Source organism: Paenibacillus sp. SYP-B3998 (genome assembly GCF_010820665.1).
Lineage (GTDB): Bacteria > Bacillota > Bacilli > Paenibacillales > NBRC-103111 > Paenibacillus_E.
The window spans coordinates 38,261-63,282 of the sequence record NZ_JAAIKC010000015.1 but is presented as its reverse complement, the minus strand read 5'-3'; the positions used below and the strand labels follow the sequence as shown (position 1 = coordinate 63,282).

Genomic DNA, 25,022 nt, shown 5'->3' with positions numbered 1-25,022 from the left:
AATGCATGAGGTACGGTTCGAGCCTATTGAACCAGCACCAGCTAGCGATGCGTATCCACTGAGTTCCGCGCAAAAACGGCTGTTTGTGCTGGATCGGTTAGATGGAGCTGGACTCAGCTATAACATGCCAACTGCACTCATTCTCGAAGGCGAATTTGAGCCGCATCGTGCGGAACAAGCCTTCCAAGCGCTGGTTCAGCGTCATGAAGCGCTGCGCACCTCTTTTGCTTTTGAGCAAGGAAAGCCTGTACAAAGGGTTGTGCCCGATGCGCAAGTAGAATTCGTTTATGCCGAGGTGGAGGAAGATGAGGTCGAATCCTATATGCGGGATTTCTTCCGTCCCTTCGATCTGGCGCGAGCTCCGCTGTTCCGCACGGCCCTGATCCGAACAGCGGCAAGACGGCATGTGCTGCTCATCGATATGCATCATATTATTTCGGATGGCGTCACATCGATGCTGCTTATTCGAGAGTGGGCCCGGTTATATGAGGGAGAACATTTGCCGCAGCCGATTATTCAGTATAAGGATTACGCTGAGTGGCAGCGGGGCCATCTAGGGAGCGAGATGTTCCATAGGCAGCGAGACTATTGGCTGGGCGCGTTTGCCGGGGAGCTGAGCGCGCTGAATTTGCCCGGCGATTATCCACGTCCTCCTATTCAGACGTTTGCCGGAGACCGGGAGTTATTTACACTGGATCAAGCCACGTCCGAGAGGCTGCGCGAGCTGGCTATACGGGAAGGAGCAACGTTATTCATGGTGCTGCTTGCTGCATATACGGCATGGCTGTCTCGATTGTCTGCCCAGGAGGAAGTCATCGTCGGCACGCCAGTGGCGGGTAGGACTCATGCTGATTTGCAAGAGACAGCGGGCATGTTCGTGAATACCCTTGCCGTGTGTACGAAGCCGCATGGGGAACTAAGCTTTGCCGAGCACGTTAGGAACGTGAAGGAAGTCGCTTTGAAAGCGCTGGAAAATCAACATTATCCGTTCGAGGAACTGGTGGAGGAGCTGCTGTTGAAACGGGATGTCAGCCGAAACCCGCTATTCGACGTGATGTTCGTCCTGCAAAATATGGAACAAGCCGCATGGCAGCCACAATCTCTGCAGATTACCCCTTACCCGTATCGTCATCAGGCGACCAAATTCGACCTAACGCTAACGGCTTCGGAAATGGACGAAGGTATCCATTGCATGTTGGAATATCGCACGGATCTATTTCAGGCGGCAACGATTCGCCGTTGGATCGGGCATTTGGGGAAACTGACCGCATACGCCGCCGAATTTCCAGAGGAGCCGCTCGGTTCAATCGAGCTTACGCTAGAATCGGAGCGGAATAGGATCATTCATGATTTTAACGCGACGCAAATGGAATTCGCGCTGGAGGAGCCTGTGCATCGTTTGTTCGAACGACAGGTGAAGCAAACGCCGGATCGCATCGCGATCACTACAATGGATGAACAAATCACTTATCGCGATTTAGGGGAGCGGACAGAACGCCTTGCCGCTGTGCTGCGCAAGCGAGGTGTCCGTGCTGATTCCATCGTAGCGGTGATGGCTGAACGCTCGGTCGACATGCTAGTCGGCGTCTTATCGGTACTGAAAGCTGGAGGGGCTTATATGCCGCTCGATCCCGGATATCCGGCAGAACGCATTCGGTTCATGCTCGAGGATAGCGGAGCTAGTATTTTACTGACCGATCACCGTGGGCCGACGGTTGATTTTGCTGGGGAGATTTTGGTTCTTGATGATCCTTGCTCTTGGGGGGCGGACGCTTCTCACGGCCGTTCGTTTGTAGAGGAGTCATTCGATTCCTCAACGCTTGCTTACGTCATCTATACGTCAGGATCAACAGGCATGCCGAAGGGAGTCATGATCGAGCACCGCTCGGTTGTGAATCGGCTGATGTGGATGCAGCGGCAATATCCTTTGACAGAAGCCGATGTCATCTTGCAAAAAACGACGTTTAGCTTCGACGTATCGGTATGGGAGCTATTCTGGTGGATGCTGGCGGGAGCCCGGGTATGTCTGCTTCCCCCTGGAGACGAGAAAGAGCCTGCTGCGATTGCTGCTGCCATAGAAGCAGCGGGCGTTACTACACTGCATTTTGTGCCTTCCATGCTGCAAGCGTTTTTGGAAACGTTGCGGGCGCAGCCGTCGCTGCGTGGGAAGTTGTCTAGCCTTCGCCGCGTTTTTACGAGCGGAGAAGCTTTACAAAGACAGCACGTTAAGCTTTTCCGTTCGCTCATGCCGTCACATGTTGTACTCGTTAATTTGTACGGACCGACTGAGGCAACCGTAGACGTTTCTTTCCACGAATGCGACGACCGAGATAACGACGCATCGGGCGGCTCTGTGCCGATCGGCAAACCAATTGCAAATACGTCATTGATTGTGCTTGATCGTTTCGGACATATATGTCCGATTGGCGTCCCCGGTGAACTTGGTATCTCTGGTGTCGGCTTGGCAAGGGGATACCTGAATAGGCCCGAAACGACTGTCGAAAAATTCGTGCCTCATCCGTTTCTTCCGGGTGAGCGGATGTACAAAACGGGCGACTTAGCTCGTTGGCTACCGGATGGTCGCATCGAATATTTGGGTCGACTGGACCATCAGGTGAAAATTCGCGGTTACCGCATTGAGCTCGGCGAAATTGAAGCTGCGCTATTGAGTCTTCCAGGCGTGGACGAAGCGGCGGTTGTCACCCGTATCGGAATGAACGGACTGCTAGATCTGTGCGCTTACGTGGTTGCGCCCGAGAAGGAAATGCAGTCCTTGCGGCTGGCGCTGGGAGATCAGCTTCCAGGGTACATGATTCCGGGGCTGTTCATCGCTCTGGCACGTATGCCACTAACGGCCAGCGGGAAGCTGGATCGCAAAGCGCTTCCTGCACCTCTTCCGGCTGCGGGCTGGGAGGAACAGACCAAAACGCCTCCACGCAATGAGACGGAACAGCTGCTAGCCTCCATCTGGGAGGATGTGCTCGGCATCAATCCCATTGGTATCGAGGATCATTTCTTCGAGCTAGGGGGCGATTCGATCAAAGCGCTGCAGGTTGCATCACAGCTTTATCCTCACGGGCTTACTGTCGCGCTAAAAGACGTTTTCCGGCATCCTACCGTGGGGGAGCTCGCCAGTCTGCTGGAACGACATGCCTCGGGGGCTGAACAGAACGAGGTAGAAGGCGATCTGCCTATGACGCCTGTTCAGCGCTGGTTCTTGAATCAACATGTAACCGACGAGCATCACTATAACCAATCGGTCATGCTCTTCCGTCAGGAACGGTTCGAGCCAGAAGCGGTAGAAAAGGTATTCCGCGCATTGCTCAGTCATCACGACGCGCTGCGTATTGTTTTTCCGTTACAGGAAGGACACCGCGTTCCCTATCATGTCAGTAGTAGCGATTTTGCTTGGAAGCTGGAAGTCTTTGATGTGACGGACGTAAGCGACCCGCAAGCTTCTATACGGGCGATCGAGCTTCGCTTGCAAAGCGGCATCGATTTGGAGAACGGGCCGTTGGTTAAGCTCGGGCTGTTTCGAGCGAAGGACGGCGACCATTTGCTGATCGTCATCCACCATTTGGTGATGGACGGGGTGTCGTGGCGAATTTTACTTGAGGATTTCGCTTCAGGTTATCGGCAGTGGCTGCAAGTTCAGGAGCGACAAGAGCGGGATCTGGGTATCGAGCTTGCCCTTGACCTTGAACCCAAGCTTGACCTTGATCTTGACCTTGACGTTGATCTCGACCTTGCCCCCAACCGTAAGAGCCTTCCGCTCGAAAGAAAGGAAGCTACGTTGAGCTTTCCGCCCAAAACAACCTCTTATCGGGAATACGCCGAGAAATTGGCTGTCTACGCAGACAGCTACGAAATGCGAAAGGAGCTTCCTTTTTGGCAAAAGTTATCCCTTGAACCGGTACAGCCATTGCCTAGGGATGTAGCCACAGCAAACAACGCTACGGGAGATGCCCTTTCGCTGCATATCGAAATTCCGCAGCTCGAAACTGAGCAACTTTTACGTGAAGTACACCGAGCCTATGGCACGGAAATCAACGATCTGCTGCTCGTCGCTCTAACGATGGCAATGCGTCAATGGGGCGGCGAGGAACGCATGTGGGTCAATCTCGAAGGGCACGGCCGGGAAGATGTGCTGCAAGGGGTGAACGTGTCGCGAACAATCGGCTGGTTTACATCGCTCGTTCCCGTTTTATTGGAGGTGGAGCCTGCGGACGTGGGACAGATATCTTATCACATCAAATCTGTCAAAGATCAGCTGCGGCGTCTGCCGGAAAAGGGAGTTGGGTACGGAGTTCTTGCCTATTTGGCGAAGGAAAATCGGCGGGTTTCTGAAATTAGACCGGAGATTAGCTTTAATTATCTTGGACAATGGGATCGCGAAACGAAGAACGATGTATTCGCCGTTTCTGCCTTGCAACCAGCGTCGCCGATCAGCAGTCGGTCGGAGCGGGCGCATCAGCTCGATATGACTGCGCTGATTAAGGACGGCCGTCTCCTATGCAGTGTTCATTACAACGGATTAGCTTATAGGGAAGCTACAATGCTTCAATTTATCGAATCCTATAAGCAACATTTGTTGAATGTCATCGCGCACTGCGTGAGCAAGAAGGAGTCCGAGGTGACGCTCAGCGATTTTGACGACAACGAATTAACGGGGGAAGCGCTGAAAGAAATCGCCGCCCTCGTCAACGGCCTATAACTGTGGAGGTGAAAACGGGATGGATTTATCTAATATTCAAAATATATATCCGCTGTCATTTATGCAGGAGGGCATTTTGTTTCAAGCGCTGTTTGATCCGGCATCTTCCGTTTACGTTGAACAAACGACGTTTTCGCTAGAAGGTCGCGTGAACGAGGATGCGTTTCGGCGAAGTTTGCAGCTTATAGTTGATCGATACGATATTTTTCGCACGATTTTTATTTATCAGCAGGTGGGGGAGCAATCCAGACCACGGCAGGTCGTGTTGAAGCGGCGCGAGGCGGACGTGCGATTCGATGACATGCGGGGACTGTCCGCGGGCGAGTTAAGTGATCGGGTGGAAGCATATCGTAACGAGGATCGAGCAACAGGGTTTGATCTGAGTAAGGATATGCTGCTGCGAATTGCGGTGCTACGTACTGGCGAGCAGCGTTATACCTGTGTATGGAGTCATCATCATATTTTGATGGATGGCTGGTGTATTGGGATTGTGATGAAGGAGTTTATCGAGACGTACCGCTTGCTGCAGGCCAGGCAGCAGGTTGCCCTTCTTCCTCGTATTCGTCCGTACAGCGAGTATATCCGCTGGTTGATGGGACGCAACCGCGACGAAGCGGCGGCGTATTGGGATCGACAGCTGGAAGGGTGCGCTGGAGCAGCGGCACTGCCGTGGCGGCGCCGTCTTCCGGAGGCGGGATACCGCCAGGAGCAAGCGAACCTACTGCTGGATGAAGCTATGACAAGGAAGCTGAACGCGTTGGGACAATCGTCCCGCGTGACGGTATCGACCTTGCTGCAAACCGCATGGGGCTTGTTGCTCCAGCGTTACAGCAGACTGGATGAGGCGGTATTCGGCGTGGTCGTGTCAGGTCGTCCAGCCGAGCTCGAAGGCAGCGGTACGATGGTGGGGTTGTTCATTAATACGCTACCAGTACGGATAGGCAAGTGCGAGGGCGGATTTATGGCGATGGCTGAAGCGGTGCAGGAAGCTGCACTAGCGGTGGAGCCGCATAGCTACTATCCGCTATACGAAATTCAGAAGCGGACGGCGTCGAAGCATAATCTTATTGATCATATATTCGTGTTCGAAAATTACCCGCTGCCCAAGCAAATTCAAGGTGTTTCCGACAGCAGCGGCTTGCAGTTTTCAGAGATGTCGGTTCGGTCACAAACGCATTATGACCTGAACGTGCTGATCGTGCCGGGAGCGGAGCTGCGAATAACGTTTGACTACAATGCAAATGTGTACGATAGCGATGGTATCCACAGGATGACGGCACATTTGCGGCAGGTACTCAATGCCGTTCTAGACTGTCCGACAATCGAACCTGATGGCATTGATATCGTAACGGATGTGGAGCAGCAGCAGTTGTTGCATGAATTTAACGATACGCGAAGGGACTACCTTAAGCATATGACGTTGCATGCGATGTTCGAAGAACAGGCTGCCAAGACGCCTAATCAGGTTGCACTCATATTCGGGAACGTCGAAATGAGTTACAGCGAGCTGCAGGAACGGACGAACCGACTGGCTGGCTCGCTGCGAGCCAGCGGTGTGACAGCGGGAAGCATCGTGGGACTGATGGCAAACCGTTCGCCGGATATGGTTGCAGCCATTCTGGCTATCTGGAAAGCAGGCGGAGCCTACCTTCCGCTTGATCCCAGATATCCTGAGGCCCGCATACGATTCATGCTAGAAGACAGCGGTGTCGAAACGCTGTTGGTGGAACACAGGACGGATGCACATACGGATTTCGCCCGTGTGGTGATTAGCTTGAGCGATCCCTTGCATCCAGTTGATGCCGTTGATTGGAACAATCCAGCAGCGGTAACGGAAAGTAATGAAAATGCGGCAGAACGTCCCGCTTACGTCATCTATACATCTGGTTCGACCGGAAGACCTAAGGGTGTAATGATCGAGCATCGGAGCATTGCCAATACGCTGCATTGGCGGCAGGAGGCGTACAGATTCACGGCGCAGGATCGCAGTCTGCAATTATTTTCCTTTATTTTCGACGGATTCCTAACGAGTTTGTTTACGCCGCTGCTGTCAGGCAGTCCGGTCGTCATGGCGACGGAAGACGAAGCGGTCGACGCTAAGGCCATTGTTCGGATTGCCAGCGAGTGCGGGGTTACGCGACTGCTTCTCGTACCGTCCATGTACCGCGCGCTGCTCGAAATAGCAGAAACGGAAACAAAATCGTTGTCTTCGCTGCGATCGGTGACGCTGGCGGGTGAGCCTGTGCCGGAAACGCTGGTGGAACTTAGCCGCCGCATGTATCCGCAGACGGAGCTGATTAATGAGTATGGCCCGACCGAGAACAGCGTAGCCACAACGATATGCCGGCATCTGGAAAGGCAGCATGAAGTCGCTATCGGTCGGCCCATCGCGAATACGAGGGTGTACGTGCTTAGTCTACAAGAGCGGCTTCAGCCCGTTGGGGTGGTAGGAGAGCTTTGTATTGCGGGAGCAGGGTTGGCACGCGGGTACTTGAATCAACCAGATCTGACGGCGGAGAGGTTTGTTGAGGACCCGTTCGCGCCGGGAGAGCGGATGTACCGAACGGGCGATCTCGCCCGCTGGCTGCCGGATGGACAGCTTGCTTACACGGGAAGAATCGACCATCAGGTGAAAATTCGTGGCTACCGGATTGAGCTAGGCGAGATCGAAGCCGAGCTGCGGCGCGTACCTTCTGTCAACGAGACGGTCGTCGTCGTACAGGAAGACGCGGCAGGCAATGCGCAGCTTTGTGCGTACATCACCGCTAGTAAGACGCTTACCGTTAGTGGCTTGCGTGCAGCGCTTGCTGTGACGCTGCCGAGCTATATGATCCCGGCGCACTTCATGCAGCTGGCGATGCTGCCCCTGACGCCGAGCGGTAAGCTCGACAGGCAGGCGCTGCCGAAGCCAGACGGTTCTGCGGCGCTTGGCGTTGATTACGTCGCGCCGCGGACGGAGCGCGAACGACTGCTCGCTGCCATCTGGGAGGACGTACTCGGGGTACCACGCGTGGGCGTCCTTGACAGCTTCTTCGACTTGGGCGGGGATTCGATTAAGGCCATGCAAGCATCGTCACGGCTGCATAAGATCGGCTATGGGTTGGAACTAAAAGAGCTGTTCCTGCATCCGACCGTCGAAGCGTTGGCGGAGGTTTTGAAGCATCGCGAGTTTACGGTGGAGCAAGGGCCAGTAGAGGGAGAAGCGCCAATTACACCGATTCAGGCATGGTTCTTCGAACGAGGGCTGACAGAAGCGGGTCACTTCAACCAATCGATCATGCTATATCGGCGCAGCGGGTTTCACGAGGCGAACGTGCGGGAGACATTCCGACGGTTGACCTGGCATCACGATGTCCTGCGGCTTGTATTTCGTGAGGAAGGCGGGCGATGGAGCCAACGGAATCGAGGGCTGACGGAAGGCGAAACCTTCGGGCTGGAGGTGCATGATTTCAAGCTGCACATGGATTCGGACGCTCGTATTCGCGAAGCAGAGCAGCGGATTCAAGGCTCTATGCGGCTAGAGGAGGGTCCGCTTTTGCAGCTCGGTTTGTTCCACACGTCGGAGGGGGATCACTTGCTGATCGCTGTGCACCATCTGGTGATTGACGGGGTATCTTGGCGAATCATGCTGGAGGACTTCCAATCTGTCTATACGCAGTTGGAAGAGCGAGGAAGCGCAGATGCTTTGCGATTGGCTCATGGAGGTCTGGCAGTAGAGAACGATCCATCAGAGCCGGAACTACCCGCCAAAACCACATCGTACCGGGAATGCGCGCTGCGGCTAGCAGAAGTGGCACAGAGGCCGAGGCCCAAGGAGGAGCAACAGTACTGGCAGCGAGTAGTGGAAGCGGAAGTGTCTGAGCTTCCCAAAGATTTTGTGGAGACGGAAGCAGCGACGAGCGAGAGCAGTGAAAGAAACGGCCGTCAATTGGACGGAGAGACAGTTGGCGTGACGCTGAATGAAGCTGAGACGGAGCAATTACTGCGAGAAGCAAACAAGGCCTACTATACGGAGACAACGGAGTTATTGCTCACGGCGTTGGCGCTGGCGGTGCGCGCTTGGACCGGAAGCGGACGGATGAGGCTGGAGCTGGAAGGGCATGGCCGGGACACGCTGCCGGAAGGAGCGGATGCTACGAGGACGGTTGGTTGGTTTACAACGCTTTACCCTGTACTCCTAGACCTGAATTCGACGGGCTCCGCCTTGCAAAGGGCTGGGATATCGGCTGAAAATAGGGCGTTCGCGCATAACGAATCGGCATCCTGCGCGCAAATCGAAGATAACAACGAAGCGCTAACGCTGGCTGGAGACATCAAGACAGTGAAAGAGGAACTAAGACGTGTGCCTGATAAAGGGGCTGGCTACGGCATCATAAGGTACTTGGCGCAGCGGCAAAAAAGCGGCCAGGGCAAGCCGTCAGGGGCACATGCGGACATTGCCTTCAATTACCTCGGACAGTTCGACCGTGAGGCGGATAACGAACTATTTTCGATTTCGCCGCTTCACGGGGCATACGATACGAGCAAGGACAATCAGCGGCTGCACACACTCGAAATTACTTGTATGGTCGTTCAGGGGCGATTTTCCTTAACTGTGAACTACAATCGGCGCCATTATCGCGAACAAACGATGCGCAATTTCGCTGAATCGATCCGCACCCATTTGCAGAGGGTCATCGATCATTGCCTTCGCAAGGGCAAGCCGGAACAAACGGCATCCGATTTCACCAGCAGGGAATTGACGTCAAACGCATTGGATGACATTCGTTCTATGATCAGCTCTCTATAGATGCAGACAAGACTACTCGAGCAACGAACGATGGAAATTGAGGGGGAACAGGACGATGAAGGGCAAAGCGGAAATTCAAGATATCTACCCGTTGTCATACATGCAGGAAGGCATGTTGTTCCAGACGTTATACGATGGGGAAGCCCGCGCTTACGTCGAGCAAACGACGTTCAAGCTGCAAGGACGTCTGGACGAGGATGCGTTCCGGGAGAGTGTGCAGCTGCTGATTGACAGGTATGATATTTTTCGCACCATCTTCTTAGCGAACGTAGCCGAAATGACCCGACCCCAGCAGGTCGTCCTAAAGCGGCGGGAGGCGGATGTGAACTTCGAGGATTTGCGAGGGCTATCCGAGAACGAGATGAACATTCGAGTGAATGCCTACAGCCAAGATGATCGGGCGAGAGGGTTTGACCTGAGTAAGGATATGCTGTTACGGGTCGCGGTGCTGCACACTGGCCAGCAGCGATACACTTGCATATGGAGTCACCACCATATTCTGATGGACGGTTGGTGCATCGGGATTGTGATGAAGGAATTTTTCGAGGCGTACCGTTCACGACTATCAGGGCAGAGCGTCACATTGCCTCGCGTTCGGCCGTACGGCGAGTATATCCGATGGTTAACGGGTCGGGACCTTGGGGAGGCACAAGCATATTGGAGCCAACAGCTGGATGGCTGCGTAGGGAGCTTGCCGCTGCCGTGGAGGCGCAGTCGTCCGGAAGCTGGGTATCATCAAAAGCATGCGATGCTCACGTTAGACGAAGTGGTGACAAGTCGGTTAAACGCCTTGGCGCAATCGTCTCGGTTGACGGTGTCAACGCTGCTGCAAACCGCATGGGGCGCGCTTCTCCAGCGGTACAGTGGACAAGACGAAGCGGTGTTTGGCGCGGTCGTGTCGGGTCGCCCTGCCCAACTCGATGGCATCGAGACGATGGTGGGGCTGTTCATCAATACGATCCCGGTACGGATAGGCAAGCGTGAGGGCGGCTTTCTGGAGACGGCACGGGCGGTTCAGGAAAATGCGCTAGCAGCAGAGCCGCACAGCTACTATCCGCTGTATGAAATTCAAGCGCGAACGGAGGCCAAGCTCAACCTGATCGATCACCTGTTTGTGTTTGAAAACTACCCGCTGCCAACAGGAGCCGACGTTACCCCCGACTCATCGAATGCCCTGCTGGTGGACGATGTTGCGGTGTGTGAACAGTCGCATTACGACTTGAATGTGACGATCGTACCCGGAGAGCGATTGTCCATCCGTTTCCACTACAATGCGAACGTATATGACGAGACCGGGATGAACAGCATGCTGGGGCACTTGAGTAAAGTGATCGATGCTGTATTGAATAATCCACAAATCAATCCAAACGATATCGACCTGCTTTCCGAAGGGGAAACGGAAAAGTTGTTTTCCAATTCTATTTCACATGCTAACCCCGTCTTAGCCAACTATGGGGAGTACGGGGATCAGAAGACAGTTCCTCATTTGTTCGAGGAGCATGCGGCGAAGACGCCGAATCGGATTGCAATCGTTTGTGGCAAAGAACGGCTGACCTATCGTCAGCTTAATGCACAAGCCAATCGATTGGCTCGTGCATTGCGGGCCAAGGGGACGTGTCACGACGACATTGTCGCCATCATGGCAGGTCGCACTTCCGATATGGTGATCGGCGTGATTGCCGTTTGGAAAGCGGGGGGCGCCTACCTGCCTATCGACGCAGACTACCCCGCAGAACGCATCCGCTTTATGCTGACCGACAGCGGGGCGAAGCTACTGCTCACGCATCGCGGGGAGGAAACGCCAGCGGAATATGCCAACCGTACGTTAATCTTCGATGAGGAGCATACCTTATCTGAAGAGAATGAGTTTGAAGACATGGAAAGTGTCGAGCCAACCCTAGAGATTTGTCCTGAGCATGCTGCCTATATGATCTACACGTCGGGAACAACGGGAAATCCAAAGGGTGTAATTATTGAGCATGGAAGCTACGCAGGCATGACCGAAGCTTGGAGAACGACCTATGAGCTGGATCAGGCAGAACTGACGCTTTTGCAAATCGCCAGTTTTTCGTTCGACGTATTTGCTGCCGATGTGGCAAGAGCGTTATCAAACGGGGGCCGATTGATCATAGCTCCGAAGGAAGCGCGAACGGATGCCTACGACTTGTGCCAGTTGATCGAGCGGGAATCCGTCACCTTCTTCAATGCGACGCCAGCTGTTATCGTCCCGCTTGTTCGATACGCTGCCGAACACGGACGCGAGTTACGCTCGCTGCGCGTCCTCATTACTGGGGGGGATGTTTGCCACAGTTCTGATTTCGAACAAATTCTTCGTACGGTCGGTCACTTTGCCCAAGTTTTCAATTGCTATGGAGTGACCGAAGCATGCGTGGACGCCTTGCTGTACGAAGCGAATTCTCAATGGAGTTCAGTCATTGATACGACTCCCATCGGTCGCCCGTTTCCTCATGTGCGGACGTATATCGTTCATCCGGGCCTCGGTCGTCTTCAGCCGATCGGTGTGCCGGGGGAGCTGTGTATCGGAGGTATCGGCGTTGGAAGGGGATATTGGAACCGACCAGAGCTGAACGAGGAACGGTTCGTGCCAGACCCGTTTGTCCCCGGGGGACGGATGTACAGAACTGGGGATTTGGCCAGATGGTTGCCTTGCGGAAATATGGAGTTTATTGGCCGTTTCGATCAGCAATTGAAAATTCGTGGCTATCGGATTGAGCCCGGGGAAATTGAGGCGCGCTTGCTGCAAACGCATGGAGTGCGTGAGGCTGTCGTGACGGCACGCCTCGTCGATGGTCAGAACGAACTCTGGGCATATGTAACGGGGGACGACCATGTGACCGCCGCTTCGCTGCGAGAAACATTAGCTCTGTCACTCCCGGCACACATGATTCCTTCGCGTTTCGTTCGTCTGGACAAGCTGCCTCTCACTCATAACGGTAAGGTAGATCGCTCCCGGCTCTTTGCCGAGGGCATTGAAATCGAAAGCGGAAGCGGAGGTGAGTACGTTGCTCCGCGCAATTCCGTGGAAGCGAAGCTTGCCCGGCTGTGGCAGGACGTGCTGGTCGCCAGCCGTCCAATCGGTATTCGGGAATCGTTCTTCGAGATCGGCGGTCATTCGCTTAAGGCTACGACGCTCAGCTCCCGCATTCATCAAGCATTCGGCTGCCAAATGCCGCTGCGCGACATATTTCAATACGTCACCATTGAGCAAATGGCCAAACGAATCGCAGCAGGAAATACAAGAAATACAAGCAATACCGCTGCCTTGAGATCAACCGAAATTCGGCCAGATTATCCGGCGTCGTATTCGCAAAAGCGTCTGTACCTGCTGAATCAAATGGACACGTCCCAACATAATTACAACATCCCTTATATCTTTGAAATTGTCGGTGTCGTGGACTTTACGGCTTTTGAAGCCGCCTTCCGCGAGATAATGCGGCGTCACGATAGCTTGCGTACTTCATTCGGCATTCGTGACGGTGAGCCGGTGCAAATCGTACACACCCACGCCGATCTTCCTCTCGTGTATGAAACTGGGAGCCCGAAAGCGCTGGATATGGAAGCGCTCGTGCAATCATTCGTCAGGCCCTTCGACCTTAACCAAGCTCCTTTGTTTCGAATCGGTCTGATTCGGTTGGAGGAGGCGCGCCATCTGTTTTTGTTCGACATCCATCATATTGTGGCGGATGGTACTTCGGTTCATCTCCTGATCGATGAATTTTCCAGACTGTATCGGGGGGAATCGTTGCCAGAGTTGACCGTTCAGTACAAAGATTACGCCGTTTGGCAAAGGCAGCTTGCTGAAGGCGAAGCATACTGCGTGCAGGAAGAGTATTGGCTCAATCGGTTTACCATAGCGCCGCCCGTACTAAATTTGCCGACAGATTACCCTCGCCCGGCTGTAATGCGGTATGAGGGAGCCCATTTTCCTTTTACGGTGAGTAGTGAGGTGACAGAGAAGTTATACAGGCTTGTCTCTGAGACAAAAAGCACGCTTTACATGGTCCTGTTGTCTGCCTTGTCCGTGTTGCTTCATCGGCTGAGCGGACAGGAGGATATCGTCATAGGATCGCCCTCGGCCGGAAGGCGGCATACTGAGTTGGAGCCGATCATTGGGATGTTCATTAATACGCTGGCCCTGCGAACCTTTCCGCACAAGGACAAATCGTTCCTTGCTTTCCTGGAGGAAACCAAGGGGACGACGCTCCAAAGCTTGGAGCATCAGGATTATCCGTTCGAGGAATTGGTCGACAAGTTGAGGGTAGATCGGAGCTTAAACCGCAATCCAGTATTTGACGTGCTGCTGGCGCTGCAAAATATGGATCAGCGATCACTCGACCTTGGGGACTTGTACATGTCAGCCTATCCGTACGTTCATCCGACGGCCAAATTCGATTTGTCCTTGTATGTTACGGAGGTGGAGGGCTTACTTCGCTGCAGCTTCGAGTATTCAACCGAGCTGTACACCGAGACCACGGTCAGACGCTTGGCGGCTCATTTGGATACGCTGCTGCGGTCCATTGCGGACGATCCTAAACGGAGCTTGTCTGATTTGCCAATCTTGACTGGGGAAGACATTGAACGCCTTCTATTTGTAGGAGAGCCGAAGCTGGAAGGTTCAGCAGAAGTCCGTACGATTCACGAGCAATTTGAAGCAAAAGCGGATCGGCATCCAGACAAGACTGCCATTGTCTATCGTGGAGAGACAAACACGTACGGGCAATTGGAGGCTCGTGCGAACCAGATCGCCGCCTACTTATGCCAGTATATGAAGGGAAAGAGGGAGACGCCGATCGGCGTTTGGATGCATGCATCGCCTCATAGTATTGCCGCTATGCTGGGTATTCTTAAAGCCGGAGGATGCTACGTTCCTATCGATCCAGATATGCCGAAGGATCGTGTCGGCGACATGCTGCGCGATGCGGGAATACCGCTGCTTATTTCTACCCGTACCCATATGAAATCCTTAAATAATCTCCAATGGGAATGCACAGATTTGCAAGGGTTCCTATGCCTAGATTGCGATGATCCGAATGAGGTGGAGGAAGACGAGAAGAACGCTTTAATGGATGAACGACTATGGGAATTGGTGCGAAGTGAAGGAACAGGTGACATTCTGGGAGGCGGCTGGGTTAGCAGCTATACAGGCCAGCCGTTCACGCGCTTGGAGATGGACGAATATGCGGATAACATCCTGCACAAATTGAAGCCGCGTTTGCACGCAGGCACGCGGGTGTTGGAAATCGGCTGCGCATCAGGGATCAGCATGTATCGTATCGCACCTCACGTCGGATTTTACTGTGGTACCGATTTGTCAGAGGCGATGATTAAACAGAACCAATCCGTTTGCGAGGTTGAAGGCTGGAATCATATTCAACTGCATTGTTTGCCGGCCGACCGGATCGATGAACTGGAGGAAGGGGCATTCGATGTCGTCATCCTCAATAGCGTCATCCAATATTTTCACGGGCACAATTACTTGCGGCGGGTTCTTCGCCAAATAACGTCGAAGCTGCGGGACCAAGGCGTCCTGTTTATCGGCGACGTCATGGATTTAGAGCAAAAAGAGGCGCTGTTTGCTTCTCTACGTCAACACCAATCGGATCATCCCGAAGATAGCACAAAGACGGATTTTTCCTCCGAATGGTTCGTGGCAAAGCCGTTTTTCGAGGATCTCGCACTCGATCTTCCGGGAATGACAGTCGTCTCATTCAGTGCCAAAATTGCCACAGTCGAAAATGAGCTGACGAAGTTCCGTTACGACGTCATGTTGGAGGTCAACAAGCTTGAGGGCGTAGCGCCACGTAACATCGGCCGCCGCAAATTCCAACACGGGGCGCGTGTGCTGAATGCCTGTTCGGAGACGCGTATCGGGCTGATGCCGCAATTGTCAGATCAGCTTGCCTATATTATTTTCACATCCGGCTCGACGGGAAAACCGAAGGGCGTGATGATCGAACATCGCAGCATCCTGAATCTGAACCGATCGATGTGCGAGATAGCGGGGTTCAGTGAGCACGAATCCGTGCTGTGCGTGACGAAAATTTGCTTTGATATTCACATTGTGGAAACGCTGCTGCCGCTTATGAACGGGCTGCGCGTAATCATCGCTGATGAGGACGAACAGCGCGATCCCAAGCTGTTGAATAGGTTGCTGCTGCGGCATCCTGCGGATGTCGTGCAAACGACTCCTTCCCGTATGAAGCTGCTGCTTGGAGATCCACAAAGCTTGGAAGGACTGCGCGGGGCTCGTCAGGTCATCCTTGGCGGAGAAGCGCTGTCTCCTGCGCTGCTAGAGCAGCTCGGGCATTCGACGGGTGCGGACATCTATAATATGTACGGACCGACGGAGACAGCGGTATATTCCACGATGCAAAGGCTTAACGGACAGAATCGGATCAGCATTGGCATTCCGATTGCAGGTACGAGGGTAAGAATTGTTGATGAGGAGTTAAGGTTGCTTCCCCAAGGCGTCGTCGGAGAGCTTTGCATCGGTGGACCTGGTTTGGCACGTGGGTATTTGGGACAGCCGGAGCTTACAGCGGCACGCTTTGTTCCCGACCCGTACCAACCAGGAGAGCGATTATACCGCACTGGGGATTTGGCCAGATGGCTTCCAGACGGAACAATTGATTACTTAGGCCGCGCTGATCATCAGGTGAAGCTTCGTGGATACCGCATTGAACTGCAGGAAATCGAGCATCAACTGCTTCAAGTTCATGGTGTCAAAGCGGCAGCGGTGCTGCTGATAGGCCAATCCGCCGAGGATGGCGAGCTAAGCGTTTATTTTACGTGCGATAGCCCGCTGGCATCTGCGGATATCCGCACGAGCTTAGCGAGAAAGCTGCCGGATTACATGATTCCTTCACGTTATACACAGCTAGACCAAATGCCGCTTAATGCTAACGGAAAAGTGGATCGCCGCAGGTTGGCTGCCACTGGAGACGGTTCTCGCGCGGTTCGGGCGTATGTGCCGCCTCAAAACTGGATGGAAGAGCAGCTTGTGAATATTTGGAAGGACGTGCTCGGTGTGGATCGTGTCGGTATTACTGATCGATTTTTTGAGCTGGGAGGCAATTCGCTCAGAGTACTGGAGACGATCAACCGGATACACCAGCAGCTTCATGTCGAGGTGACGATGAGGGCGATGTTCGAGCATCCGACCGTACGGCAGCTTGCGGAACGCGTCACGTTGACCGGCAATGGGCAAAGTCTGATGCTGCTCAGCCCTAACAAGGGCTCTTCAGGTGTCACCGTAATCTGTTTCCCGCCGATTGCCGGTTTTTCATTGCTGTTTAAAGAGCTTGCTGACCAGCTATCTTTATTTGGCTCGTTTTACGGATTTGATTTTATTGAAGAAGAAGACCGTATCGATCGGTATGTAAGCGAGCTTAAGACGATTTCAGGTTCCGACCCGCTAGTATTTCTCGGTTATTCTTCCGGGGGAAACTTGGCCTTCGAGACGGCCCAAGCAGCAGAGCGGCAAGGAATCGTTATCGCGGACATCGTGATGGTCGATGCGTGGAGAAAAGACCAGAGCGGACAGCAGACGCTTGAGGAGATTGAGCAGCAAATTAAGGAGTCGATCACAGAGTATTACGCTCTGATTAGCGACAACGAGAAGCTGATTGACAAGGCAGTTCGCAAACGCAGAATATACCAGCTTTATTTTAACGAAATGATCAACACGGGACAGGTTCAGGCCAACATTCATATGATTCATTCCGAGACTGTTATTGAAGATTTGGAGGAGAAGGGCATTATGTTATGGCAGCAGGCAACGAGGGGAAGCTACCATAGCTATCAAGGAGCGGGGCAGCATTTCAATATGCTGAGCCCAGAGCATCTGCCCAAGAACGTGGCTGTTGTTAGTCATATACTGGTGAACGCCAGCGATTCTGTTACCCTCCTATCCAGAGCATAATGCAAGAAGCAGGAAAGACTTAAAAACAGGCTCGCCCTTTCAATCAGGGTGAGCCTGCTTTTTGTACGCCCAGCATGGGGCGTTAGTTTTAGAATGCAAATCGATTTCAGATGCCGTTTTCTTTCGAGTGCTTCACACTTATTTCGTTAACGTTACGCCAACTGCTGTAGCCCAGTTTCCTACAGGAGCAACAGTGTAAGTCGTGCCTGGCGTTAATTGCCCCTTGTTTAAGATAGCAAATGTAGCGGCCGTACCTTTACGGGAGGATTGTGTGTATTCGGCTGTTAAAGCGGTACCGTCTGGCGCTGTAAGTGTTAAGCGACGAAGCACGAACAGATCATCCTTCGGATCTTGTGCCATCGTGATTGTGAATGATTTTTCATCGATCGCAGCGGCAGATTGAATCGCAAGTGGGGCAATTTCTTTCGCTGTAAACGTTGCATTTGCGAACGTTGCCCAGTCGGCAGATACCTTGTAAGTGACGCCTGCATGGAACGTTTCACCGTTAGGTAGAATAAACTTAGGAGCTTGTCTACCGTCTGTCGCTTGCGTAAATGGCGAGTAAGTAGCCGTCATCGGCGCGCCGCCTTCTGGCGTAATTTGAACTTGACGCATACGCATGGAAGATAGGATTTGATACGTTTTACCGTTGTAAGTATTGTTTTCATCTACGATAAATGAGCCTGGGCGGCCTTTGCTGTAAGCTGCAATGACGTATCCATAATCAGCGACGCCATCTGCAAGGGTGGATTCGATTTCAAACATATCATTTGCAACCTGCTGTGTGGATTTCAGCGCGATTTTCTCTGCACTGCCTGTGAACGTTCCGGCAGGCTGTCCTTTATAAGTCAGTGTATAGGTTGTTCCTGCTTTTTGCGTTGGCGTCGGAATGATATAAGTCGCTTTGGAGCCCGTTTTTAAGCGTGGAACGTTAGAAATAGTAAGGCCATTGTCAAAAACAAAGTTTTTGGAAGCGGCTTCTAGCTCAAGGTCTGCATTTGGAATCGGCGCAGAGAACGTTACTTGCAAAGTGATGCCATTGAGGACGCGAATGCTTGTTACTTGGATTGGCGCTAATTGCTGCGCTTCAAAGATAAGCAGAGCGGCTTCACCGCGGGTTAAGTGTCCGTTGGAAAGAGAAGCACTGCTTGGAAGCTTCTGAACGGCAGTTTTATCTACCTTAAGTACGTTGGAGATGGTATCGAGCAATTGATCGGAAGAAACGGTCTGATTCGGGTGGAATTTACCGGATTCGCCTTTCATTGCGCCTACGGCTGCTAATGCATTTGCATAGGACTGAAACCAATCTGCTGAGGTTACATCACTAAAACCGTTAGATGCGGAAGCATTCAAGCTTACATGAAGCGCTAGGGCAACCATTTTCGCGAGTTCAGCGCGAGTGATCGGCTGATTGGGTTTAAACTCATTATCTTGATACCCTGAAACAACCTTTTGTTGAGCCAATTGCTCAATGGCGGTTTGTACCAAAGGCGCTTTCGACGTATCTTTAAATGGGCTCGCTGCCATCGCATTGAATGGAAGTAAGGCGGATAAACCTACCGCTGCTGTAATCGTTAAGGCTGCAAATGTTTTTTTATTGTTTTTCATATCTACCACTCCTCTTCGCTATTTCAACTATGTTGTACAATCTGCTGTGTCTTCGCTTCGTTGTCTACAAGATATAGCTTACACGGTAGGGCATTACAATCGAATAAAAATTCAGGCAAGCGCATTACAAAATCGTAAAAATGCTACTGATTGCTTCGAAAGATTCTAAACTTGATCACTGAAACGCAACGTATGAATTGGAAAAAAAGGCCCTTCCAGAACTTGATCAAGTTCTAGAAAGGCCTTTACGGTTTTAAGTATAACGATTAGCTTGTTTGTGCATCTTGTTCGCGCTGCACCATACTGCGTGAAACTGAACCTGTAAGCCTATGGGGCGGAAATACCTGGCGAACAGGGGCAATAATAAGCGCGGCTACCGCTGCTTTGATGGCATCTCCCGGTAGAAATGGGTAGCAGGAACTAATCATCGCTTTGGAAAAAGTCAGCGTCGGTATTTTATACATGAGCCAAGGAACGCCTGATACATACAATAGTAAGGATCCAAGCACTTCAAGCACGATGAATGCAGAGACGTAGCCCAAGACGCCATTCATGGGAATTCGAGGTAATACGAGCCCGATAAGTAGTGCGGCAAAAGGAAACATCATAATAAATCCGCCTGTGGGGCCGAGTACAATACTCAAGCCCCCAGCTCCATGAAGGAGCGGGAAGCCAATGGCTGTCAAGACGACGACAAGAGCCATACTGAGAAAACCATAGCGGGGACCGAGCAGCCCACCAGCGAGCATAACCGCAAGAGTTTGCAAGGTAATGGGGACTGGGGTAAATCCTAAAGGGATACTGACAAAACTAAATAAAACTAAAATAGCCGCAAACAATGCGCTAAATACAATGCCTCGAAGTGTTAACTTCATCTTGTTCATCGCTCCTGTATCTGTTATTGTTAATATGTATTGTCAACTAATTTATTGTTTGAATGGTTGACAATTCAGATCATAGCACATCTTTTTAGAAAGTGAAAGGACCATTTTACATATGCCAAATAACACTTTATTGATATCGCTGCAGCAGGCTTCTGTCGTTTATAGCATGGAAGCGGGACAAGGAAGACAAGTATGGTCCGATATCTCGATCGACATACATGAAGGTGAATGGATCGTCGTTACGGGGCCCAACGGCAGCGGTAAAAGCACGCTAGCCAGCGTACTGCTTGGATTGTGCCCTCTTTCCAGCGGGCAGCTTGTTTATAGTGAACAAAGAGAGTCACTCATCCGTGGAGTGCTGCAAATCCCTGATAGCCAGTTTGTTGGAGATACGGTAGAGGAGGAGCTACAGTACGTTCCGAACACACAGCATTTGTCAGCAGAAGAGCAAACGGAATGTTATCGTAATGCTTTGCAAGCTGTTGGTTTATCAATCCCGATAAGTCGTACGCTCAACAGCTTGTCTGGGGGGCAAAAGCAGCTCGTTAATCTCGCCGCTGCGCTTGCAGCTAACCCGGCAGTGCTTGTACTCGATGAGCCTACGGCGATGCTGGATCCTGCTGCAAGGCAGGAGGTTCTTCAAGCAGTACGCGCTGCATATAAGCGGGGGACGACGATCGTGTGGATTACGCACCGCTTGGAAGAAGCCGCAGAGGCGAGTCGGTTGATTGCTTTCGGTGGAGGGGCGATTGCGTTTGATGGACCTCCGATAGCTTTTTTTTACGGGGATGGTCAAATAGAAACGGGAACCGCAGCTCCTTGTCTTAAGCTAGGTCTAGACCCTCCTTTTATTGTTCAAACAGCTTTAGCTTTATTGCAGCGGGGCTGCCAGCTTCAGTACTTGCCGCTGAATGCGGATGAACTCGCCGAGGCGGTGTCGGGTACATGACGATAGCGTTGGGAAATCTTCATATTTGCACGCCGGAAAATCCAAATAATCATCTATTGAAGGCGCTAAACGTAACCCTTCATCAGGGTGAAATCACGCTGTTGATTGGGCATACAGGTTCTGGGAAATCGACATTGCTGCAAGTTTTAGCAGGTATTTTGGAACCGACCTCAGGGACTATTCAACTAGACGGGCAAGCACTGTGGCAGAAAGGAAAGGTAGAGAGGCGCCATTTGCTGCGCTTAGGATTGACATTTCAATTTCCTGAGCAGCAATTATTCGCGGGCAATATACGTCGAGAATTCACATATTCGTTGCGCCCTTATCGACTTGGGGCTCAAGAGAATGAGCGCCGAATTCAGGCTGCTTGTGATGATTTCGATCCCCATGGGATCTTCGCCATGCAGCGTTCGCCTTTCACGCTGAGCGGAGGCGAGCAGCGCCGGCTCGCGCTTGCAACGACGTTCGCCACTTCCCCAGATTGGCTCTTCATGGATGAGCCAACTGCTGGCTTAGAGGCGGCAGCCGTTCGCGAATTACTTCGCCTTATTCGCGAGAGAGAACTATCCCGTGGCGGTTTGATCATCGCCACGCATGATCTTGACACGTTCTTCCCGCTAGCGGATCGCGTCATTGTGATGAATCGCGGCGCGATTGTCGCAGACGGCTCTCCTGCGGCGCTTTGCCGCGAGCCGGAGCTGCTCGTACGCGCGGGTGTCGGCCTCCCGAGCTGCGTGGAGACCGCGCAGTCGCTCGCCCGCTGCGGCATCGCGATCACGCCGGATCGGCTGACGCCGGAGCTCGCCGCCGAAGCCATTGCAGCGGCGCTGCTCGTAGGCGTCGCGCGCATAAGCAGCGGCGAAGCGTCGCCGCACGTACGCGAGAGCGCGGTGACGTCCGCGCGCGCAGCCGAGCGGCTCAGCACGGCGGTTTCTGCCGACTACGCAGCGGAGCCGCTGCAAGCGTCCGCAGAGGTGCTGCAGCCTAATCCGGCTGCATGGCTGCGGTTGGACCCGCGTGCGAAGTGGCTGCTCTATTTGCTGCTCGTTATCGGAACGATGCTGCAGCAGCAGTGGACTGGCCTTGTTGTAGCCGCCCTGCCCGTGGCGCTCGCATTTGTGGGTCTCCCGCGTTTGGTCCTGCGCGGCGGGATGAAGATCGCATGGCCCTTTGTTATCTTTATGGCCATATCTGTAGGACTTGCAGGCTTAGATGTTTCGACAGCTAATGAACAGTTCGCCATTGGCTTTTCTATAGAAAGAGCATGGAGCACGATGCTGAATGTGTCTCGACTTTTTATAGTCGTTATTGCCGGCTATTGGCTAGCCGCTACAACACCTTATGGTCAACTGGTTCAAGGCCTTAATTGGGCGCTGCGATATTTCAAAAAAGTTAAAATACCGGTAGAATCTTTCGCTTTGGCAGTTTCTCTCATTTTTCGCTTCATTCCGCTGATCTTAAGGGAATGGCAGCGATTTTCCACGATTGTACGGGCAAGAGGCAAAGCTGCCTTACGTCCGGGAAGGGTGAGAACGAGGGATATCCCTGCATTAGTCGTGCCGCTTCTGCTATCGATGTTCTATAAAGCGGAGCAGCTGACGATTGCGATGGAAATGAAAAAGATTGATGGGAAGCAGCTCGCCCGTCAAAGCGATTCGCTGAAATGGCAAGGTGCGGATGGGTTGCTCGTGGCCGGAGGTATCCTATGTTTCGGGCTGCTTGTATATATACGGGGTTAAAAATGTTTTTGCACTTATTCATCATGTAATGGCGATTCCCTCCTGAGCTAATAACGAGATAGAAGCAACCAACTTAAGCGGTTAGCGCGAAGAGTGGGTTGCTTCTATTTGTCGTTCCAGCGTCTAGTCAGCTTCGAGCTGACGCTTTATTTATTTCATGTTTCACTTCTTATTCCATGCTTCACTTCACTTGCCCAATCGATAAGCTGAGTTTGTAATTGCCAAATCGCAGCAATGCATCCAGTAAGTCGCTCAATTGTTCTGAGGAACTTACACGCACACGCATCCAATAACAGCCCTCGCCGCTTACCCGATGCATCTCTATAATTTGCTCATTTTGTTGTACGAACGCCCGAAACGTTTGGTGAGCGGTGTTAGAACTCAAAAAGACGGTTATGAATGCGTGTACGGTTAGTCCGAGTTTATCGGGGTTCCACCTTAGGGTGTACCCTTCAATAAGACCCGTATCCTGCATCCTGCGAATACGGGTGCCAACAGCCTGACCTGTCAGGTGGACGAGTTCTCCAATCACTTTGTGAGGCTGTGTGGCGTCTTCTAGTAAGCATTGTAGTATGCGTAGATCGATTGGATCGATCATCGATGAGTTCATTTGCGGTAAATTCCTTTCAAAATGAAAATAAAAGCTGCTTTTCCGTTTCACCAAGTTGTATGCGAATCGAGGAGCATTTTCTATAATTGTACCAGAACGACCAATACGCGATAAGAGGTGCATGTTTAAGATGAAGATTCAAATGATTCGCAACGCTACTTTGTGGCTGGAATACGCAGGTGTAACCTTTTTGATAGACCCGATGTTTAGTGAGGCTGGAGCCAATCCGCCGATTCCTGGATCAGCTAATGAACGGAGAAACCCGCTCGTATCGTTGCCGGGACCTATTGATACTTGGCTTCGGCCGGATGCCGTTATCGTGACGCATCTGCATCCTGATCATTGGGATGATGTCGCAGTGACTGCATTGCCTAAAGCGATCCCCGTACTCTGTCAGCCCGGCGATGAAGAAGCGCTGACTTCCCAAGATTTTCATTCTGTCACCGCTGTTGAATCTACCATCACCTTTCAAGGTATTCGGATTAGCCGTACGGACGGACAGCATGGAACAGGAGAGATTGGCCTTAAAATGGGACATGTCTCTGGTTTCGTATTTCAAACGGATGGCGAACAGACACTTTACATTGCTGGCGATACGATTTGGTGCAAGGATGTCGAGCAATCACTCGATGACTATCGTCCAGATGTGACGGTAGTGAATGCAGGAGGCGCACAATTTGTAGTTGGCGATCCCATCACGATGAATGCAGACGATATTATCCAAGTATGTGAGCATGCGCCATACACCAAAGTCGTGGCAGTCCACATGGACGCTATCAATCATTGTTTTGTGACAAGGGAGGATCTGTACAGCCAACTTCAAGCTGTCGGACGGCTTCCTCAAGTTATCATACCGAAGGACGGGGAGTGGGTTTAAGCTTACTAAATCTGTATCCCTCCTGGAGTGACCTTGGCTAATGCCCGTAACATTTTGAGAATAAGCACTTCATAGACTATACTGTCGATAACCTAATATTGACGGTGGTGAACCTATGGAGGCCGAACTTACGCTTTACGAGCAGCAGATGAAGAAGCAGCTAAGGCGCTGGGAAATCAAGCTGCAGAAAGAGCCAGGAATGATAGAGAAAGCGTCAAAATCTGTACAAACACGGATCAACAACTTTCTTCCAGACAAGGTTCACAAGACGATAACCGCCACAGTGAAGGGGATTGTACAAACGACACTGACGGGTATGGATTATATGCCGAAGACTGCGCCTCTGCGAGGAGCATCATTAGCGGATAGCGATGCCAAAGCGGAGGAACTGTTATCTCTCTATAAAAAAATAGCGGCAGCAGAAGGCGCTGGCGCGGGAGCAGGGGGGATTTTACTTGGCTTAGCGGACTTTCCGATCTTGATCGGCATTAAGCTGAAATTCCTCTTTGAGCTAGCCCATGCTTATGGTTATTCCATGAAGGATTACCGGGAACGGATTTTCGTTTTATATGTGTTTCAGCTTGCATTCTCAAGTTCCAACAAGAAGTCTACGCTACTTGGCACCATTCGCAATTGGCAGGCTATTGCAAGCGCGTTTCCCCCAGCAACTACCTACATGGATCAGGTAGATTGGTTGCAGCTCCAGCAGGAATATCGCGACACCATCGATTTTCGCAAAATGCTCCAGCTTATCCCTGGGATTGGAGCGGTCGTTGGGGCTTGGGCGAATTATGGTTTGTTGGAGGAGCTAGGTGTCACAGGCATGAACTGCTTCCGTATGCGCAGACTACATGACAAGGAACAAGCTAGTTTGAAAGAGTTTTGATATTAATAAAATTAATTGCCTTAT

10 protein-coding genes and 1 pseudogene are annotated in these 25,022 nt (G+C 52.1%); 8 read left to right on the top strand and 3 right to left on the bottom strand.

All coding sequences use genetic code 11. The features are described 5' to 3' along the window. Position 1 precedes the first annotated feature (1 nt). From GK047_RS30730 to GK047_RS25310, 4 genes and pseudogenes are all read left to right on the top strand, one after another. A pseudogene (locus GK047_RS30730) lies at positions 2-2,881 on the top strand (non-ribosomal peptide synthetase); the annotation flags it as partial. After that, complete coding sequence (locus tag GK047_RS30725) at positions 2,867-4,714, top strand: condensation domain-containing protein (protein ID WP_481856055.1); 1,848 nt, start codon at positions 2,867-2,869, stop codon at positions 4,712-4,714. The pseudogene GK047_RS30730 and the gene GK047_RS30725, both read left to right, overlap by 15 nt. 19 nt (positions 4,715-4,733) lie before the next feature. Then, positions 4,734-9,503, top strand: coding sequence for a non-ribosomal peptide synthetase (locus tag GK047_RS25315; RefSeq protein WP_163953006.1), 4,770 nt, complete (start codon positions 4,734-4,736; stop codon positions 9,501-9,503). A 55-nt stretch (positions 9,504-9,558) separates the two neighbouring features. Then, a complete protein-coding gene (locus GK047_RS25310; protein WP_163953004.1) occupies positions 9,559-17,445 on the top strand; it encodes a non-ribosomal peptide synthetase in 7,887 nt (2,628 codons plus the stop codon). A gap of 138 nt (positions 17,446-17,583) precedes the next feature. Here the strand turns inward: GK047_RS25310 and GK047_RS25305 are convergent, their stop codons facing one another. Together GK047_RS25305 and GK047_RS25300 are read right to left on the bottom strand one after the other, a co-directional pair. Next, on the bottom strand, positions 17,584-19,053 hold the full coding sequence (locus GK047_RS25305; protein ID WP_163953002.1) for an S-layer homology domain-containing protein: 1,470 nt from the start codon (positions 19,051-19,053) through the stop codon (positions 17,584-17,586). 266 nt (positions 19,054-19,319) lie between these two features. Next, the gene (locus GK047_RS25300; RefSeq protein ID WP_163953000.1) at positions 19,320-19,928 is read right to left on the bottom strand and encodes a biotin transporter BioY; all 609 of its coding nucleotides are present in this window, start codon (positions 19,926-19,928) and stop codon (positions 19,320-19,322) included. A 121-nt stretch (positions 19,929-20,049) separates the two neighbouring features. Here GK047_RS25300 and GK047_RS25295 point away from each other — a divergent pair, with 121 nt between their 5' ends. Beyond that, on the top strand, positions 20,050-20,886 hold the full coding sequence (locus tag GK047_RS25295; RefSeq protein WP_163952998.1) for an ATP-binding cassette domain-containing protein: 837 nt from the start codon (positions 20,050-20,052) through the stop codon (positions 20,884-20,886). After that, positions 20,883-22,625: an ATP-binding cassette domain-containing protein gene (locus tag GK047_RS25290; RefSeq protein ID WP_163952996.1), complete on the top strand. Its 1,743-nt coding sequence runs from the start codon at positions 20,883-20,885 to the stop codon at positions 22,623-22,625. Before GK047_RS25295 ends, GK047_RS25290 begins: the two co-directional genes overlap by 4 nt. A 181-nt stretch (positions 22,626-22,806) precedes the next feature. Here GK047_RS25290 and GK047_RS25285 read toward each other — a convergent pair whose 3' ends face one another. Next, entirely contained in the window at positions 22,807-23,235 is a 429-nt protein-coding gene (locus tag GK047_RS25285) for an Lrp/AsnC family transcriptional regulator (protein WP_163952994.1), read from the bottom strand. 130 nt (positions 23,236-23,365) lie between these two features. Here GK047_RS25285 and GK047_RS25280 point away from each other — a divergent pair, with 130 nt between their 5' ends. Together GK047_RS25280 and GK047_RS25275 are read left to right on the top strand one after the other, a co-directional pair. Further along, complete coding sequence (locus GK047_RS25280) at positions 23,366-24,112, top strand: MBL fold metallo-hydrolase (protein WP_163952992.1); 747 nt, start codon at positions 23,366-23,368, stop codon at positions 24,110-24,112. A gap of 115 nt (positions 24,113-24,227) precedes the next feature. Beyond that, on the top strand, positions 24,228-24,998 hold the full coding sequence (locus tag GK047_RS25275; RefSeq protein ID WP_163952990.1) for an EcsC family protein: 771 nt from the start codon (positions 24,228-24,230) through the stop codon (positions 24,996-24,998). Positions 24,999-25,022: the final 24 nt, after the last annotated feature.

What these genes read in the sequence shown, in the direction of transcription:
- GK047_RS25315 (WP_163953006.1), top strand. Translation starts at nt 4,734, where the DNA reads ATGGATTTATCTAATATTCAAAATATATATCCGCTGTCATTTATGCAG.
- GK047_RS25310 (WP_163953004.1), top strand. Translation starts at nt 9,559, where the DNA reads ATGAAGGGCAAAGCGGAAATTCAAGATATCTACCCGTTGTCATACATG.
- GK047_RS25305 (WP_163953002.1), bottom strand. Translation starts at nt 19,053, where the DNA reads ATGAAAAACAATAAAAAAACATTTGCAGCCTTAACGATTACAGCAGCG.
- GK047_RS25300 (WP_163953000.1), bottom strand. Translation starts at nt 19,928, where the DNA reads ATGAAGTTAACACTTCGAGGCATTGTATTTAGCGCATTGTTTGCGGCT.
- GK047_RS25295 (WP_163952998.1), top strand. Translation starts at nt 20,050, where the DNA reads ATGCCAAATAACACTTTATTGATATCGCTGCAGCAGGCTTCTGTCGTT.
- GK047_RS25290 (WP_163952996.1), top strand. Translation starts at nt 20,883, where the DNA reads ATGACGATAGCGTTGGGAAATCTTCATATTTGCACGCCGGAAAATCCA.
- GK047_RS25285 (WP_163952994.1), bottom strand. Translation starts at nt 23,235, where the DNA reads ATGAACTCATCGATGATCGATCCAATCGATCTACGCATACTACAATGC.
- GK047_RS25280 (WP_163952992.1), top strand. Translation starts at nt 23,366, where the DNA reads ATGAAGATTCAAATGATTCGCAACGCTACTTTGTGGCTGGAATACGCA.
- GK047_RS25275 (WP_163952990.1), top strand. Translation starts at nt 24,228, where the DNA reads ATGGAGGCCGAACTTACGCTTTACGAGCAGCAGATGAAGAAGCAGCTA.